The sequence below is a fragment of the Mesorhizobium sp. Root695 genome, assembly GCF_001428185.1.
Classification (GTDB): domain Bacteria; phylum Pseudomonadota; class Alphaproteobacteria; order Rhizobiales; family Rhizobiaceae; genus Mesorhizobium.
Map to the genome: position 1 here is coordinate 153,225 of NZ_LMHO01000004.1, position 14,232 is coordinate 167,456.

At 63.7% G+C, this 14,232-nt stretch carries 15 protein-coding genes; 12 read left to right on the forward strand and 3 right to left on the reverse strand.

What is annotated here, in order from left to right:
* Positions 1-130 precede the first annotated feature (130 nt).
* The 9 genes from ASD99_RS06555 (at position 131) to ASD99_RS06595 (ending at position 8,089) form a co-directional block, all read left to right on the forward strand.
* A complete protein-coding gene (locus ASD99_RS06555; protein WP_056582638.1) occupies positions 131-799 on the forward strand; it encodes a response regulator transcription factor in 669 nt (222 codons plus the stop codon).
* Between the two features lie 100 nt (positions 800-899).
* Entirely contained in the window at positions 900-2,156 is a 1,257-nt protein-coding gene (locus tag ASD99_RS06560) for a flagellar hook protein FlgE (RefSeq protein WP_056582640.1), read from the forward strand.
* A 27-nt stretch (positions 2,157-2,183) separates the two neighbouring features.
* Positions 2,184-3,638: a flagellar hook-associated protein FlgK gene (gene flgK / locus ASD99_RS06565; RefSeq protein ID WP_056582642.1), complete on the forward strand. Its 1,455-nt coding sequence runs from the start codon at positions 2,184-2,186 to the stop codon at positions 3,636-3,638.
* A gap of 3 nt (positions 3,639-3,641) precedes the next feature.
* Positions 3,642-4,685 carry a flagellar hook-associated family protein gene (locus ASD99_RS06570; RefSeq protein ID WP_056582644.1) on the forward strand — a complete coding sequence of 348 codons (1,044 nt, stop codon included), beginning with the start codon at positions 3,642-3,644 and terminating at the stop codon, positions 4,683-4,685.
* Between the two features lie 31 nt (positions 4,686-4,716).
* Complete coding sequence (gene flaF, locus ASD99_RS06575) at positions 4,717-5,064, forward strand: flagellar biosynthesis regulator FlaF (protein ID WP_056582645.1); 348 nt, start codon at positions 4,717-4,719, stop codon at positions 5,062-5,064.
* On the forward strand, positions 5,061-5,504 hold the full coding sequence (gene flbT / locus ASD99_RS06580; protein WP_056582647.1) for a flagellar biosynthesis repressor FlbT: 444 nt from the start codon (positions 5,061-5,063) through the stop codon (positions 5,502-5,504). The genes flaF and flbT overlap by 4 nt, the downstream gene beginning before the upstream one ends.
* Positions 5,504-5,911 (forward strand): flagellar hook assembly protein FlgD, encoded by a 408-nt coding sequence (gene flgD, locus ASD99_RS06585; RefSeq protein ID WP_056582649.1) that lies wholly within the window; start codon positions 5,504-5,506, stop codon positions 5,909-5,911. Before flbT ends, flgD begins: the two co-directional genes overlap by 1 nt.
* Positions 5,912-5,935: 24 nt before the next feature.
* Positions 5,936-6,202: a flagellar biosynthesis protein FliQ gene (fliQ, locus tag ASD99_RS06590; RefSeq protein WP_056582650.1), complete on the forward strand. Its 267-nt coding sequence runs from the start codon at positions 5,936-5,938 to the stop codon at positions 6,200-6,202.
* 243 nt (positions 6,203-6,445) lie between these two features.
* Positions 6,446-8,089 carry an MFS transporter gene (locus ASD99_RS06595; protein WP_056582653.1) on the forward strand — a complete coding sequence of 548 codons (1,644 nt, stop codon included), beginning with the start codon at positions 6,446-6,448 and terminating at the stop codon, positions 8,087-8,089.
* A 95-nt stretch (positions 8,090-8,184) separates the two neighbouring features.
* On the opposite strand, the gene ASD99_RS06600 is transcribed toward ASD99_RS06595, so the two are convergent.
* The 3 genes from ASD99_RS06600 to ASD99_RS06610 form a co-directional block, all read right to left on the reverse strand.
* Positions 8,185-8,514: a WHG domain-containing protein gene (locus ASD99_RS06600; protein WP_082525258.1), complete on the reverse strand. Its 330-nt coding sequence runs from the start codon at positions 8,512-8,514 to the stop codon at positions 8,185-8,187.
* Between the two features lie 139 nt (positions 8,515-8,653).
* Positions 8,654-10,435 carry a chloride channel protein gene (locus ASD99_RS06605; protein ID WP_056582657.1) on the reverse strand — a complete coding sequence of 594 codons (1,782 nt, stop codon included), beginning with the start codon at positions 10,433-10,435 and terminating at the stop codon, positions 8,654-8,656.
* 124 nt (positions 10,436-10,559) lie between these two features.
* Positions 10,560-10,859 (reverse strand): putative quinol monooxygenase, encoded by a 300-nt coding sequence (locus tag ASD99_RS06610; protein WP_056582659.1) that lies wholly within the window; start codon positions 10,857-10,859, stop codon positions 10,560-10,562.
* Positions 10,860-11,005: 146 nt separating this feature from the next.
* Here ASD99_RS06610 and flhA point away from each other — a divergent pair, with 146 nt between their 5' ends.
* The 3 genes from flhA to ASD99_RS06625 are packed head-to-tail and all read left to right on the forward strand — an operon-like array spanning position 11,006 to position 14,228.
* On the forward strand, positions 11,006-13,093 hold the full coding sequence (flhA, locus tag ASD99_RS06615; RefSeq protein ID WP_056582661.1) for a flagellar biosynthesis protein FlhA: 2,088 nt from the start codon (positions 11,006-11,008) through the stop codon (positions 13,091-13,093).
* Positions 13,090-13,842 carry a flagellar biosynthetic protein FliR gene (gene fliR, locus ASD99_RS06620; protein ID WP_013529768.1) on the forward strand — a complete coding sequence of 251 codons (753 nt, stop codon included), beginning with the start codon at positions 13,090-13,092 and terminating at the stop codon, positions 13,840-13,842. Before flhA ends, fliR begins: the two co-directional genes overlap by 4 nt.
* A gap of 2 nt (positions 13,843-13,844) precedes the next feature.
* On the forward strand, positions 13,845-14,228 hold the full coding sequence (locus tag ASD99_RS06625; RefSeq protein ID WP_056582663.1) for a hypothetical protein: 384 nt from the start codon (positions 13,845-13,847) through the stop codon (positions 14,226-14,228).
* Positions 14,229-14,232: the final 4 nt, after the last annotated feature.

A 14,232-nucleotide genomic window follows, 5' to 3' on the forward strand; every position in this document is an offset into this window, starting at 1 on the left:
CGCTAATGCAACCGATGCGATTCCAGACTCCCAAGAAACTAGCTACAAGAAATGACGGTTGTTCAGGATTCTCGCCAGCGGATACGCCTCTCTTCACGGGGCAAATGATTTGATTCGGAAGGCGGGGCCGATGATTGTGATCGTTGACGAGCGCGAGCTCGTAACAGAGGGATACAATTCACTTTTCGATCGTGAGGGCATCGCCTGTGCAGGCTTTGCGTCCGGCGAGTTCGGTGAGTGGGTGAACTCGGCCGCCGACACCGATCTGAGGTCGGTGCGAGCCTTCCTCATCGGCGACTGCCGCGAAGGCTCCATCTCTCCCCGCCAGATCCGCGACCGCACCGGCGCTCCGGTCATTGCACTCAGCGAACAGCATTCCCTGGAGAACACGCTTCGGTTGTTCGAGAGCGGCGTCGACGACGTCATTCGCAAACCCGTCCATATCAGAGAGATCCTGGCCCGCATCACCGCCATCCGCCGCCGCGCCCAGGAAGATGTCGCCTACACCGAGATCGGCGCCATGCGCATCTTCATGGACGGCCGCGACCCCGAGATCAACGGTCAGCCTCTGCCCTTGCCGCGCCGTGAGCGCCGCATCCTCGAATATCTGGCGAGCAATCGCGGGCGTCGCGTCACCAAGACCCAGGTTTTCAACGCCATCTACGGCATTTTCGACGAAGAGGTCGAGGAGAACGTGGTGGAAAGCCACATCAGCAAACTGCGCAAGAAGCTGCGCGAGAAGCTGGGCACCGACCCGATCGATTCCAAGCGTTTCCTTGGCTACCGGCTCGTCTTCTGATGCAGCGCCGCGCCAGCCTCGCGCAAGAAAACACGCGTAGCCTCGTAGCCAGTGGCATCCACACTGGAGCCAGTGGCATGCACATTGGGGAGACGTTTCGATGAGCCTCTACGGAATGATGCGGACCGGCGTTGCCGGCATGAACGCGCAGGCCAATCGCCTGTCGACGGTCGCCGACAACATCGCCAATTCCGACACCACCGGTTACAAGCGGTCCTCCGCCGAATTTTCGACGCTGGTCATGCCATCGACGGGCGGTGCCTACAATTCCGGCGGCGTCACCACGACGATCCGTCAGGCGGTCAGCGATCCGGGCGTCCTCCAGTACACGACCTCGGTCTCCGACCTTGCCGTCAGCGGCGATGGCTTCTTTGTCGTTCAGGATCCGAGCGGTACGCCCTACCTGACCCGCGCCGGCGCCTTCGTTCCCGATGGGCAGGGCAGGCTGGTCAACTCGGCCGGCTTCCAACTGATGGCCTATAGCTACGACAATGGCGTGCCGGCAGCGACGGTCAACGGCTTCGAGGGACTGGTTCCTGTTGTCATCTCCGACCAGGGCATGACCGCAACGCCGAGCACCGAGGGTAGCTATGCCGGCAACCTGCCGGCAGGCGCGACACCGGTCGCTGCCGCTAATCTGCCCACCACCAATGCTGTCGGCGCACAGTACACGTCGAAATCCTCGATGGTCGCCTATGACAACCTCGGCAACAAGAAGCTGCTCGACGTCTATTTCACCAACACAGGCGTCGGCACCTGGCAGGTGGCGGTCTTCGACCAGTCGCAGGCCACGCCCGGAACAGCGTTCCCCTACACCGGCGGCGCGCTGGGCTCAGCCAACCTGACCTTCGACACCAGCACCGGCAAGCTGACCGGCGCCGTCGACAGCGTCGGTCTGACGGTGCCCAATGGCGCCGCCTTTTCGCTCGATCTGTCGGCGCTGACCCAGCTCGGCACCGGCTTCACCGTTTCCGACGCCCAGGTCAACGGCAACGCGCCGAGCACCATCGACAAGGTCCAGATCAGCAAGGACGGCACCATCTACGCGCAGTACAAGGACGGCTCCACCAAGCCGCTCTACAAGATCCCGCTGGCCGACGTGCAGAGCCCGGACCAGCTCACCGCGCTGCCCGGCAACGTCTATTCACAGGGCACCGAATCCGGCGCGGTCCGTGTCGGCTTCGCCAATGAAGGCAAGCTCGGCTCCATCATCTCTGGCGCGCTCGAGAATTCCAACGTCGATATCGCCGAAGAACTGACCAACATGATCGCGGCGCAGCGCAGCTACACCGCTAATTCGAAAGTCTTCCAGACCGGTTCCGATCTGATGGACGTTCTTGTCAACCTGAAGCGATAAGACGGGCGCCGCCCGCGAAAGACCCGCATGTCACTGTCTACCGCATTGAGTATCGCCCAGTCGGCACTTATGAACACCGCGCGACAGACCAGCGTCGTCTCGCGCAACGTCGCCGACGCCACCAACACGGACTATTCGCGCCGTCAGGCCGTCGTCACCAGCACGGCGCCGGGCGCGCGTTCGGTTGATATCCAGCGCGCCACCAACGACCTTCTGTTCCGCCAGAACCTCGGCGCGCTGTCGGCCTGGAGCGGCCAGAACGCGCTCTACAGCGGCATGGATCAGCTAGGTGTTGCGGTCAATGGCGTCGACAATGCGTCCTCACCCTCGACCGCGATTGCCGACCTGCAGAAGGCGCTGCAGCTCTACGCCACCTCGCCGTCCAATCAGAACCTCGGCGCCAGCGTCATCGACGCAGCCAAGCAGGTCGTGCGCTCGCTGAATGAAGGCTCCAAGGCCGTCCAGGATTTCCGAACCCAGACCGACGGCCAGATCGCCACGGCCGTCGACGACCTGAACTCGCTGCTCAGCCAATTCCAGGATGCGAACACGGCGGTCATGTCCGGAACCCGTTCCGGCACCGACGTTTCCGACGCGCTCGACCAGCGTGACGCGCTTTTGAAGAAGATTTCGAATTATGTGCCGGTGTCGACCTTCACGCGTGGCGACAATGACATGGTCATCACCACCGGCGACGGCACGACATTGTTCGAGACGATACCGCGCACGGTCACCTTCGCGGCATCCGCCGGCTACACCGCAGGCGCGGCAGGCAATGCCGTTTATATCGACAATGTGCCGATCTCGGCGGGAGCCGGCGGCAACACCAGCGCCAGCGGCACGCTTGCCGGCCTGCTGCAATTGCGCGACGGCGTCGCCTCGACCATGCAGAGCCAGCTCGACGAGACAGCGCGTGGCCTGATCACCGCCTTTGCCGAGACCGCACCTTCGATGCCCAATGCAGCCGGCCTGTTCACCTGGTCGGGGGCGCCGGCCATCCCGGCCGCGGGCACGCTGGTCAACGGCCTTGCCGCTTCCATCAGCGTCAATGCGGCGATGGACCCGAGCAGCGGCGGCAATCCGACGCTGCTGCGCGACGGCGGCGCCAACGGAGCCGCCTATGTCGCCAACACCGGCGGCGGCGCATCCTATTCCACCCTTCTGGTTGCCTATGGCGACCGGCTCGACCAGCCGATGACCTTCGACCCCGCAGCCGGGGTTTCGGCAACCTCCAGCGTTTCCGACTACGCGGCCAATTCGATCGGCTGGTTCGAAGGCTTGCGCCAGCAGGCTTCAACCGCTTCCGACGCCAAGGAAGCACTGGCCTCGCGCAGCGCCGAGGCGCTGTCCAACGCGACCGGCGTCAATGTCGACCAGGAAATGTCGCTCCTCCTCGACCTCGAACACACCTATCAGGCATCGGCCCGGATGATGAAAACCGTCGACGACATGCTGACGGCCTTGCTCAACGCGGTGGGATAATCCATGACTTCAGTCTCGTCAGCCGCTTTGTCGAATGCCATGCGCTCCCAGCAGATGCGCATGCAGGCCGATCTCGTCAAAGCCACGAAAGAATCCTCGACGGGCAGGGTCGCCGATGTCGGGCTGGCTCTCGGCGGGCGCACCACCCAGGCCGTCACCTTCCAGCGCGATCTTGACCGGCTCAACGTCATCATCGATTCCAACGGCCTGGTCGGCGCCCGGCTCTCCTCGACGCAGACCTCGCTTAGCCAGCTCTCCAGCGCCGCGCAAACCTTTCTGTCCGCCCTGACCACCGCTTCATCAAGCGATTCTTCCAACAGTCTCACCCAATCCTCCGGCAAGGCGACCATCCAGCAGCTGACCTCGATCCTCAACACCAGCGTCAATGGCGAATACCTGTTCGCCGGCACCAACACCGACGTCAAGCCGATCAACGACTTCACAGCTGCCGGCTCCCCCGCCAAGGCGGCATTCGACGCCGCTTTCGTCGCCAACTTCGGCTTCACCCAGGACGACCCGACAGCGGCCAACATCACGGCTGCCCAGATGGACGATTTCATCACCAATGATGTCGCGCCGCAGTTCACGGGCGCGGGTTGGCAGGGCAACTGGTCGAACGCCACCGACCAGCAGATCGTCAGCCGCATCGCTCTCAACGAGACCACCCCAACCTCGACCAGCGCCAACAGTGATGGCATCCAGAAGCTCGCAATGGCCGCAGCCATGGTCAGCAGCCTGATGTCCAGCAACATCAGCCAGGCCGCGAAGAATACGGTCGTCAGCCGCTCGACGGCAATCGTCGGCGAAGCTCTGAGCGGCATTGCCCAGATTCAATCCGAGACCGGTATCGTCCAGAAGCGGGTTTCCGATGCAAACGACCGCATGAAAACGCAGGTCGACCTTTTCGAAAGGCATATTCTCGATCTGGAAGGCGTCGATCCGGCCGAAGCCGCGACCCGGGTCGCGGACCTGACCCAGCACATCGAAACGTCCTTCGCGCTGACCGCACGCCTGCAGCAGCTCAGCCTGTTGAATTACCTGACCTGACAACGCTTAACGGAACGGTAGAGCCCCAACGATGTACCAATTCTCCTACGCCGACATCCAGAGCACCTCCGTTGCCGACGCGAAGGACCGCGAGCGGGAGCTCCTGACCCGCTCGATCGACATGCTGGCGGCGGCGGCGGCGGCCGGCCACAGTTCGATGGAGGCGATCGAGGCGCTGCATTTCACCAACCGCGTCTGGACCGCCTTCGTCGAGGATCTCGGCTCCAGCGACAACGCCTTGCCCAAGGAGCTGCGCGCCAACCTCATTTCCATCGGCCTGTGGCTGCTGCGCGAGGCGGAAGACATTCGCCAGGGTCGCACCAACAATTTCGAAGGGCTGATCGAGGTGTCCCAGATCATCAGGGACGGCATTCAATGACCAACACGCTGAAGATATCGCTGAAGCCGAACGAGAAGATCTACATCAACGGCGCCGTCATCCGGGTCGACCGCAAGGTCACCGTCGAATTGATGAACGACGTCCAGTTCCTGCTCGAAAGCCATGTGATCCAGGCCGACGACGCCTCGACACCGCTCAAGCAGCTGTATTTCATCCTGCAGGTCATGCTGATGAACCCGGCCGGCGCGGCCGCCGCGCGCGACATGTTCCGCCGTTCGCTACCGCTGCTGCTGGCTAACTTCGAGGACACCCAGATCTGCGGGGCGCTGAAACAGATCGACCGCATGGTCGGCGAGGATCATATCTACGAGGCGCTGAAGGCAATCCGCGCGCTTTATCCGCTCGAACGCCGCGCGTTGGGCGGCAATGACGATGTTCCGGGTGCCCAGCGCCCGCTGGCTGTGGGAGCACGATACTGATGAATGTGGATATGACGACGACGATACCGACCGGCGCCAACCAGGCCACCGCGTCGACTTCGAAGACAGCGGTCGACTACCAGTCCTTCCTCAAGCTTCTGATCGCCGAGATGAAGAACCAGGACCCGACCAAGCCGATGGATTCGACGCAGTATGTCGCCCAGCTCGCCACCTTCTCGCAGGTTGAGCAATCGGTGCAAACCAACACCAAGCTCGGCCAGATCATGCAATCCTCGGCACTGTCACAGGCCGACGCGCTGATCGGGCGCTCGATAACCTCCGCCGACGGCAAGACGACGGGCACGGTGGCCTCGGTGCGCCTCGCCAGCAGCGGTCTCATCGCCGTGTTGCAGAATGGCACGGAAGTCGCGGTAGGCCCGGGAGTCTCGGTCAAGGCTGCGAGCTGACGCTTTCGACAGAGAGCCAGTCCCATGAACGAGGCCGACGCTCTCGATATCGTCCAGTTCGCGGTATGGACGGTGCTCACCGCGTCCGCGCCGGTGGTGCTGGTCGCCATGGTGGTCGGCATCGGCATCGCCCTCATCCAAGCGCTGACGCAGGTTCAGGAGATCACCTTGACCTTCGTGCCGAAGATCGTCGCCATCATGCTGGTGGTGGCGCTGACCGGCCCCTTCATCGGCAGCCAGATATCGGCCTTCACCAACGTCATCTTCGAGCGCATCCAGAACGGCTTCTGAGCCAGTTCCAGGAAGGTGTGCCGCGACATGCCATCCGCAATTGCGCGAAGACAGACGCCCGCCGGTCCCTAAGCGCCTCCGGACGTGCCGGGAGAAAGAGCGTGGACCGCCTCTATCCCATTGTTGGACCATGAGCTTTTTCGAAAGACGTTCGCCCTTTGCGACGCCATGCCCTACTTTCGGCAAATGATCTTGAGCAAACGGATCATCTGACGAATCGGCACGACATGGCAGGAACCTCCGATGATTGACGAAAAGCCGGAAAGCGAGAGCGTCTCGTCGCTGGCGCCCTTCCGGCACGGCATTTTCCGCGCCGTGTGGGCCGCAAGTCTCGTCTCCAATTTCGGCGGCCTGATCCAGGGCGTCGGCGCCGCCTGGATGATGACCACGATCGCCACCTCGCCCTATCAGGTGGCCCTGGTTCAGGCTTCGACCACCTTGCCGATCATGCTGTTTGCGCTCGTCGCCGGCGCCATCGCCGATAGTTTCGACCGGCGCAAGGTGATGCTGGTCGCCCAGACCTTCATGCTGGTCGTCTCGGTGCTTCTGACCCTGTTCACCTATTCCGGCTTGATCACGCCGTGGACGCTGCTTGCCTTCACCTTCCTGATCGACAGTGGCACCGCGCTCAACAGCCCGTCATGGCAGGCCTCCGTCGGCGACATCGTTCCTCGCAATAAGGTGCCGGCCGCCGTAGCGCTCAACTCGATGGGCTTCAACCTGACCCGCAGCGTGGGCCCCGCGATCGGCGGTATCATCGTCGCCGCGGCCGGTGCGGCCGCCGCCTTCGCGGCGAACGCGGTGAGCTATATCGGCCTGATCGTCGTGCTGGCGCGCTGGAAGCCGGACGTGCCGGTATCGACCTTGCCGCGCGAGTCGCTGGGTGCCGCCATGGGCGCCGGCCTGCGCTATGTCGCCATGTCGCCCAACATCGGCAAGGTGCTGGTCAGAGGCGCCGCTTTCGGCTTCAGTGCCGGCGCGGTGCTGGCGTTGCTGCCGCTGGTGGCGCGTGACGTCGTCAAGGGCGATGCGCTGACCTACGGCATCATGCTCGGCGCCTTCGGCATCGGTGCGGTCGGCGGCGCCTTGATCAGCGTCAGGCTGCGGCAGCTGCTGTCCAGCGAGACGATGGTGCGCTGTGCTTTCGCCGGCTTCGCCGTCTGCGCCTTCAATGCCGCCGTCAGCCAGCATGCCTGGCAGACGTCGCTCGGCCTGCTTGTCGGCGGCGCTTGCTGGGTGATCGCGCTGTCGCATTTCAACGTCACGGTCCAGATGGCGACACCGCGCTGGGTGGTCGGCCGGGTGCTGTCGGTCTATCAGACCGCGACCTTCGGCGGCATCGCGCTCGGCAGCTGGATCTGGGGCGTCGTCGCCGATGCGCATGGCGCCGAAACCGCGCTGATCGCCGCCAGCATCGCCATGCTGGCCGGCGCCGCCATCGGTCTTTTGCTCCCGCTGCCGCAACAGCAGGTGCTCAACCTCGACCCGCTCAACCGCTTCAAGGAACCGCATTTGGCGCTTGACCTGAAGCCGCGCAGTGGTCCCATCGCCATCATGATCGAGTATGTGATCCGGCACGAGGACGAACCGGAATTCCTCGCCATCATGGCCGAACGCGGCCGCGTCCGCCGCCGTGACGGCGCCCGCAACTGGACGCTGGCGCGCGATCTCGAGAATCCCACCATATGGATCGAGCACTACCACACGCCGACCTGGATCGAATATGTGCGCCACAATGGACGCATCACCCATGCCGACGCCGTCATCGGCGAGCGCGTGCGGGCGCTGCACAGCGGCGACGAGCCGCCACGCGTGCGGCGCATGATCGAGCGCCCAACGACCGCCGGCACGACGCTTGTGATGGCCAAGGGGCCGATCGAGCATTAATGTATATCGCCAAAAACTGCGCGGCGGTTTTTGGTGGAAGTGCGCGGAATCTGAGGCTGTGATCGCTGCTCTACTTTGCCAGCAGCGCGAGAAAATTATCGAGGCTTTGCCGCATCAGCAACTCGGCCTTCTCGGCGCCGCCCCATTGCGCACTGGCCGTCGATCCACATGCGGGCAAGCCCGTAGACCAGGGCTCGCGCCTGCAGCGGAATGCCTTCCATATCCATTGTTCGCAGTTGGCGGGCAGCGCGCGCGTCTTCCAGGATCCGCACCATCATGCCGCGGATTTCTTCGTTGAGTTCAACAAGCCTCTCGGAGGCGTCGAAATCGATCGCCCGGCGCATCGAGATGATCTGGAAATGCGTCGGGTTGTCGATGACCCAGCGTAGATAGGCGATGCCGAGCGCCCGGCGGCTACGACATATGGCTGACCTTCGTGATCGCCGAGGGCAAACGCGCGGTGCACGACGTCCACTATTGGCCCTATGTGGCGCTTCTCGTCGCCGTCATAGCCATGCGCTGGTGGGGTGGAAAAACGCGAGCGGTTGCCCGCTAGCCTTCCCGCTAACCCTCGCCCGACAGGTCCCGGCGCGCCTTGTCGAGTTCCTCGGCATAGCGCCGCATCAGATGGCCTTCGGTCAAGAGCCCCAGAACGATATGGTCGGTGAAATCCTCGACCACGGCGAGTTCTTCGGCGCCCGCGCGCTGGAACGTCTCAGCAGCAGCCTGCACGTTCATGCTCGGCACCAGCACCGCGTCCTTGTACTTGGCAAGATCGCGCACCGCCACCTCGCCATCGGAAGGATCGCTGTGCAGTTCGGCCACGATCAGCACGCCGACATAGTGATCGCCCGCATCGACGGCGATGACGCGCTGGGCCGAGCCAAGCGGCACTTGCCTGCGGAAGGCGGCCAGCGTCGTCGTGGCGTCGATGGTCTTGATGTCCTTGCGCATCATCGAGCCGACGGTGAGGCTGCGCATCCAGCCGACATCGTGGGCGCTGCGGATGGTCTCGCCACGCAGATGGAAGCGCCATGTCGAGAACGAGTAGCCGAAGGTCTCGCGCACCAGTATGGCCGACATGATCGAGGCCGCAAGGACAACACCGGTCAGCGTCAGGTCGCGGGTCGATTCCAACGCCAGGAAGGTCATCGTCAGCGGACCGCCGACGACACCGACGGCGAGCGACGTCATGCCGACGACAGCGGCAACCGCAGGGTCGATGCCGGTTGCCGGCGAGACGACAACCATCACATCCGCGAACGCCTTGCCGAGCAGCGCGCCGAGGAACAGCGAGGCGAAGAACAGTCCGCCGCGAAAGCCCGATCCCAGCGAAACCGCCGATGCCGCCAGCTTGAGCACGAAGACGCTTGCCACCACGGCCAGCCCGTAATTCATCGAGAATTCGCGATGCAGAGCGCCATGGCCGCTGGACAGGACCTGCGGCGTGATCAGCCCCAGCAAGCCAACGATGACGCCGCCGATGATGGGGCGCAGCGACGCATCGATCGACAGCCTGGCAAAACCGCGTTCGATCAGCGTCACCAGCTGCATGATGGCGATCGAGGCGGCACCGCCGAGCAGGCCAAGCATCAGGAACGGCACGTACTGGCTGGCGGTGAGCGCCGGCAGGCCCGAAAGCTCAAGCGGGAACGGCACGCCGCCGAACATTTCGGCGGTCAGCGAGGCTGAGATCGCGGCGGTCATGACAGGCGCGACATTGGCGACCGAGTAGATGCCGATGACCAGTTCGAAGCCGTAGAAGGCGCCGGTCAGCGGTGCATCGAAGGCGGCGGCGATGGCGCCGGCCGCACCACAGCCGACCAGGATTCGGACATCGTTGCGGCGCAGCCGGAAGATGCCCGCCAGCCGCGAGGCCAGGCCGGACCCGACCTGCGTGTAGCCGGCTTCCAGCCCGACCGAGGCGCCAAAACCGCTGGAGATCATCGTCTGGCCAGCAATAATGAAGGTGTCGGTCAGCGACATGCGCCCGCCATAGAGCGCGTTGGCCTCGATCGGGTCGATCGGGGTGCGGAATTTCCGCTTCCGCAGCCAGATCACCGTCAGCCCGAGCAGGATACCGCCGATCGCCGGGATCAATGCCTGCATCGGATTGGCGAGTGAGAACATGCCGGAAAGCCGACCGCCGGGCTGAACGCCGAACAACAGCCCGTGCAGATCCTGCACGATCTGACTCATCGCCGTGACCAGGATGCCGGCCATGACGCCTACGACGCCGGCCAAGATGACCACGGCGATGCCGCGCGCCTCGAGCAGCGGCACCGATCGGATCAGCACCGCGCGCAGCCGGCGGGCGTAGACTTGCGGTTGGTTTCTGGAAAGCACCGTGGCGGCTCGCCGATATCAAAAGGCAGTGGAAAGCCCGCCTGATACGCCCGGCGACACGGCATGGCAACCACAATGGCGACAGACAAGGCGCCATTGTGGTGCGAAACAGACCCCAGATCGATCAGGTCGGCATGGGCTCGCCGGCTTCATAGAGCACGAGGTTGCGCTCGCCGATGCCCAGCGCCGGCCAGCTTGCGCGCCAGTCGGCAAGGTGCGGCGAGCGAAAATGCGCGTCGAGCGCTGCCCTGTCGCCCCAGACTTCCGTGACCCGGATGAGTCCGGCATCGAACACATCCTGCGCATAGGAATATTCGACACAGCCGGGCTCGGCGCGGCTGGCGGAAACCATGCGTTCCATCGCGGGCTTGGCTTCCTCCAATTTGTCTGGCGGCAAGCGGATGGTGCCGATGATCAGAAGCATGGGTTTTCCCTTCTTTACGAAGCCGGCCCGCACGCCCACCTGCTCACGATCGTTCGAACTAGCCAATCTCCCACCCTCGCGCAAGCTTGGCGGGCTACTCTCGCAGGGCTGTCGCGCGCTCGGCAGGCTTCGAATTTGGGGACGACATGGCGATCAGCGAAAGCATTCAGCCCGGCGCGGTGGCCAAGAATGGCCGCGACGTCTTCTTTGCCATCGGCATCGTCATCATCCTGGCCGTGCTGTTCCTGCCGATCCCGGCCTTTCTCATCGACATCGGCCTCGCCTTCTCGATCGCGCTTTCGGTGCTGATCCTGATGGTGGCGCTGTGGATCCAGCGGCCGCTCGATTTCTCGTCATTCCCGACCGTGCTGCTGATCGCCACCATGCTGCGGCTGTCGCTCAACATCGCTACCACGCGCATGATCCTGTCGCACGGCAATGAGGGCACGCACGCCGCCGGCTACGTCATCGCCGGCTTCTCCAAGCTGGTGATGGCCAGCGACTTCGTCATTGGCCTCATCGTCTTCATGATCCTGATCGTGGTGAACTTCATCGTCATCACCAAGGGCGCCACGCGTATCGCCGAAGTCGGCGCCCGCTTCACCCTCGACGCCATCCCCGGCAAGCAGATGTCGATCGACGCCGACCTCTCCGCCGGCATGATCGACGACAAGACCGCACAGCTGCGCCGCCGTGAACTGGAAGAAGAAAGCTCCTTCTTCGGTTCGATGGATGGCGCCTCTAAATTCGTCCGCGGCGATGCCATCGCCGGCCTCATCATCACCGCCATCAACATCGTCGGCGGCATCGCCATCGGCTACATCAGGCACGGCATGGGCATGGGCGAAGCCGCCGACGTGTTCATCAAGCTGTCGGTCGGCGACGGCCTCGTCACCCAGATCCCGGCGCTGATCGTTTCGCTCGCCGCCGGCCTGCTCGTCTCCAAGGGCGGCACTCGCGGCTCGACCAACCAGGCGGTGTTCGGCCAGCTCGGCGCCCATCCGCGTGCCCTGTACGTCGCGGCATCGCTGCTGGTGCTGCTTGGCCTGATGCCCGGCCTGCCGCTGTTCCCGTTCTTCGCGCTCGCCGCCGGCATGGCTGGCCTCGGCTACGTCATCCCGATGCGCCACAATCGCGCCGTCGCCGAAGCCGAGGCAATCAAGGATCAGGAAAAAGCGACCAAGGTCGAGGAGGAGAAGAACTCGGTCAAGGCCTCGCTCGCCACCGCCGAGATCGAACTCTTGATCGGCAAGCAGCTGTCGACAAGGCTGCTGACGTCGCATCAGGAACTGGTTTTTCGCATGGGCAAGATGCGCAAGAAATTCGCCACCCAGTATGGCTTCGTCGTACCGGAAGTGCGTGTCGCCGACGATTTCGCCATCCCGCCGAAGAGCTACCAGATCAAGGTGCACGGCACCGTGGTGGCCGAATATCAGATGCGCGTCGGCGAGATCATGGTGCTGCTGGGCAACCGCGACATACCCGAAATACCGGGCGAGGAAATCCGCGAGCCGGCCTTCGGCATGCGCGCCTATTCGGTGGTCGAGGCCTTCGCCGAGGATCTGAAGCGCGAGAACTACACCTTCGCCGACAACATGTCGGTGCTGCTGACCCATCTCTCCGAGGTCATCCGCAACAACCTGCCGCAGCTTCTGTCCTACAAGGACATGAAGGCGCTGCTCGAGCGGCAGGACCAGGAGTATCGCAAGCTCGCCGACGAGATCTGCACCACGCACATCTCCTACCCCGGCCTGCAAGCGGTGCTGAAGCTGCTGCTCGCCGAGCGCGTCTCGATCCGCAATCTGCACCTGATCATCGAGGCGATCGCCGAGATCGCGCCGCATGTGCGCCGCACCGAGCAGATCGTCGAACATGTCCGCATCCGCATGGCCCAGCAGATCTGCGGCGACCTCTCCGAGGGCGGCGTGCTGAAGGTGCTGCGCCTCGGCAACCGCTGGGACCTCGCCTTCCACCAGAGCCTCAAGCGCGACGCCAAGGGCGAGGTGCGCGAGTTCGACATCGACCCGCGCCAGCTCGAGGAGTTTGGCCAGGACGCGACCAAGGCGATCAAGAAATATCTGGAAGCCGGCGAGCGTTTCGTCCTCGTCACCGCGCCCGACGCCCGCCCCTATGTGCGCATGATCATCGAGCGGCTGTTCACCACGCTGCCGGTACTCAGCCATGTCGAAATCGCCAAGGGCGTCGAGATCAGGGTGCTCGGAACCATATCGTGAGCGTGCTTTCGCAAGGCGTCGTCATCGCGGCGTTCCTCGCCTTCTGCCGCATCGGTGCCTGCTTCATGCTGATGCCGGGCCTGTCCAGTGCCCGCGTTCCCGTCCAGGTCAGGCTGTTCGTCGCGGTCGCCGCCACCGGCGGCCTGCTTGCCTTCCTGTGGGACAAGATCTTTCCCTTCGTCGATCCGCGTCCGCAAATCCTGGTGCCGATGATCATCTCGGAACTTCTGGTCGGCGGCCTGATCGGCGCCATGACCAGGCTCTACATGGAAGCCCTGCGCTTCATGGGCTCGGCCATCGCCATGCTGGTCGGCTATGGCGGCACCGGCGGACCGGCGATCGAGGAGCCCGAACCCCAGGCGGCCCTTGCCGCCATCATCTCGTTTTCGGCCCTGCTGATGCTGTTCGTCTTCGATTTCGACCACGAGATCATACGCGCGCTTGTGTCTTCCTACACGGTCGCGCCGGTCAACATCTTCTTCAACCCGCAGGCCGCACTCGTCGATGTCACCGACACGGTGTCGGACACCTTCTTCCTGGTCATCCGCCTCGGCAGCCCGTTTGTCGCCTATGCCATTCTCGTCAACCTGACGATCGGCTTCGTCAACAAGCTGACCCCGCAGATTCCGATCTATTTCATCTCCCAGCCCTTCATCATCGCCGGCGGCATGATCATCTTCTATTTTGCCGTCGGCACCATGCTGTCGTTGTTCGTCGATGGCTTTGTCGACCTGACATTGGCGAGATAGAAATGAGCCCACGCAAGGACCGCCTCCGAAAACTGGTCAAGGTGCAGGAACAGCTGAAGGCGCTGCACGAAACTCGCCACGCCACCTTCCTTGCCGCAGCCAGTGCCGCCGAGACCGAAGCCCGCGATCTGGTGGGGCATTTCGACCAAAACAATTCTCTCTCCGGCCTGTTTCCCGATCTCTACCACCGCCGCATCGCCCAGGCCGTCGTCCGCCAGGAGGCGAACTTGGCAAATGCGAAGCAAGAAGCCAGCCTCATCGCCGCCGCGACCGCCCGCACCAACATGGTCGAGCGCGCCTACAAGGATGTGCGCGACCGCGACGAGCGCGAACGCTCCGACCGCGAGCGGCTGGACATCATCGCGCAGAAGCGAAACGGAGAGTAGTGCC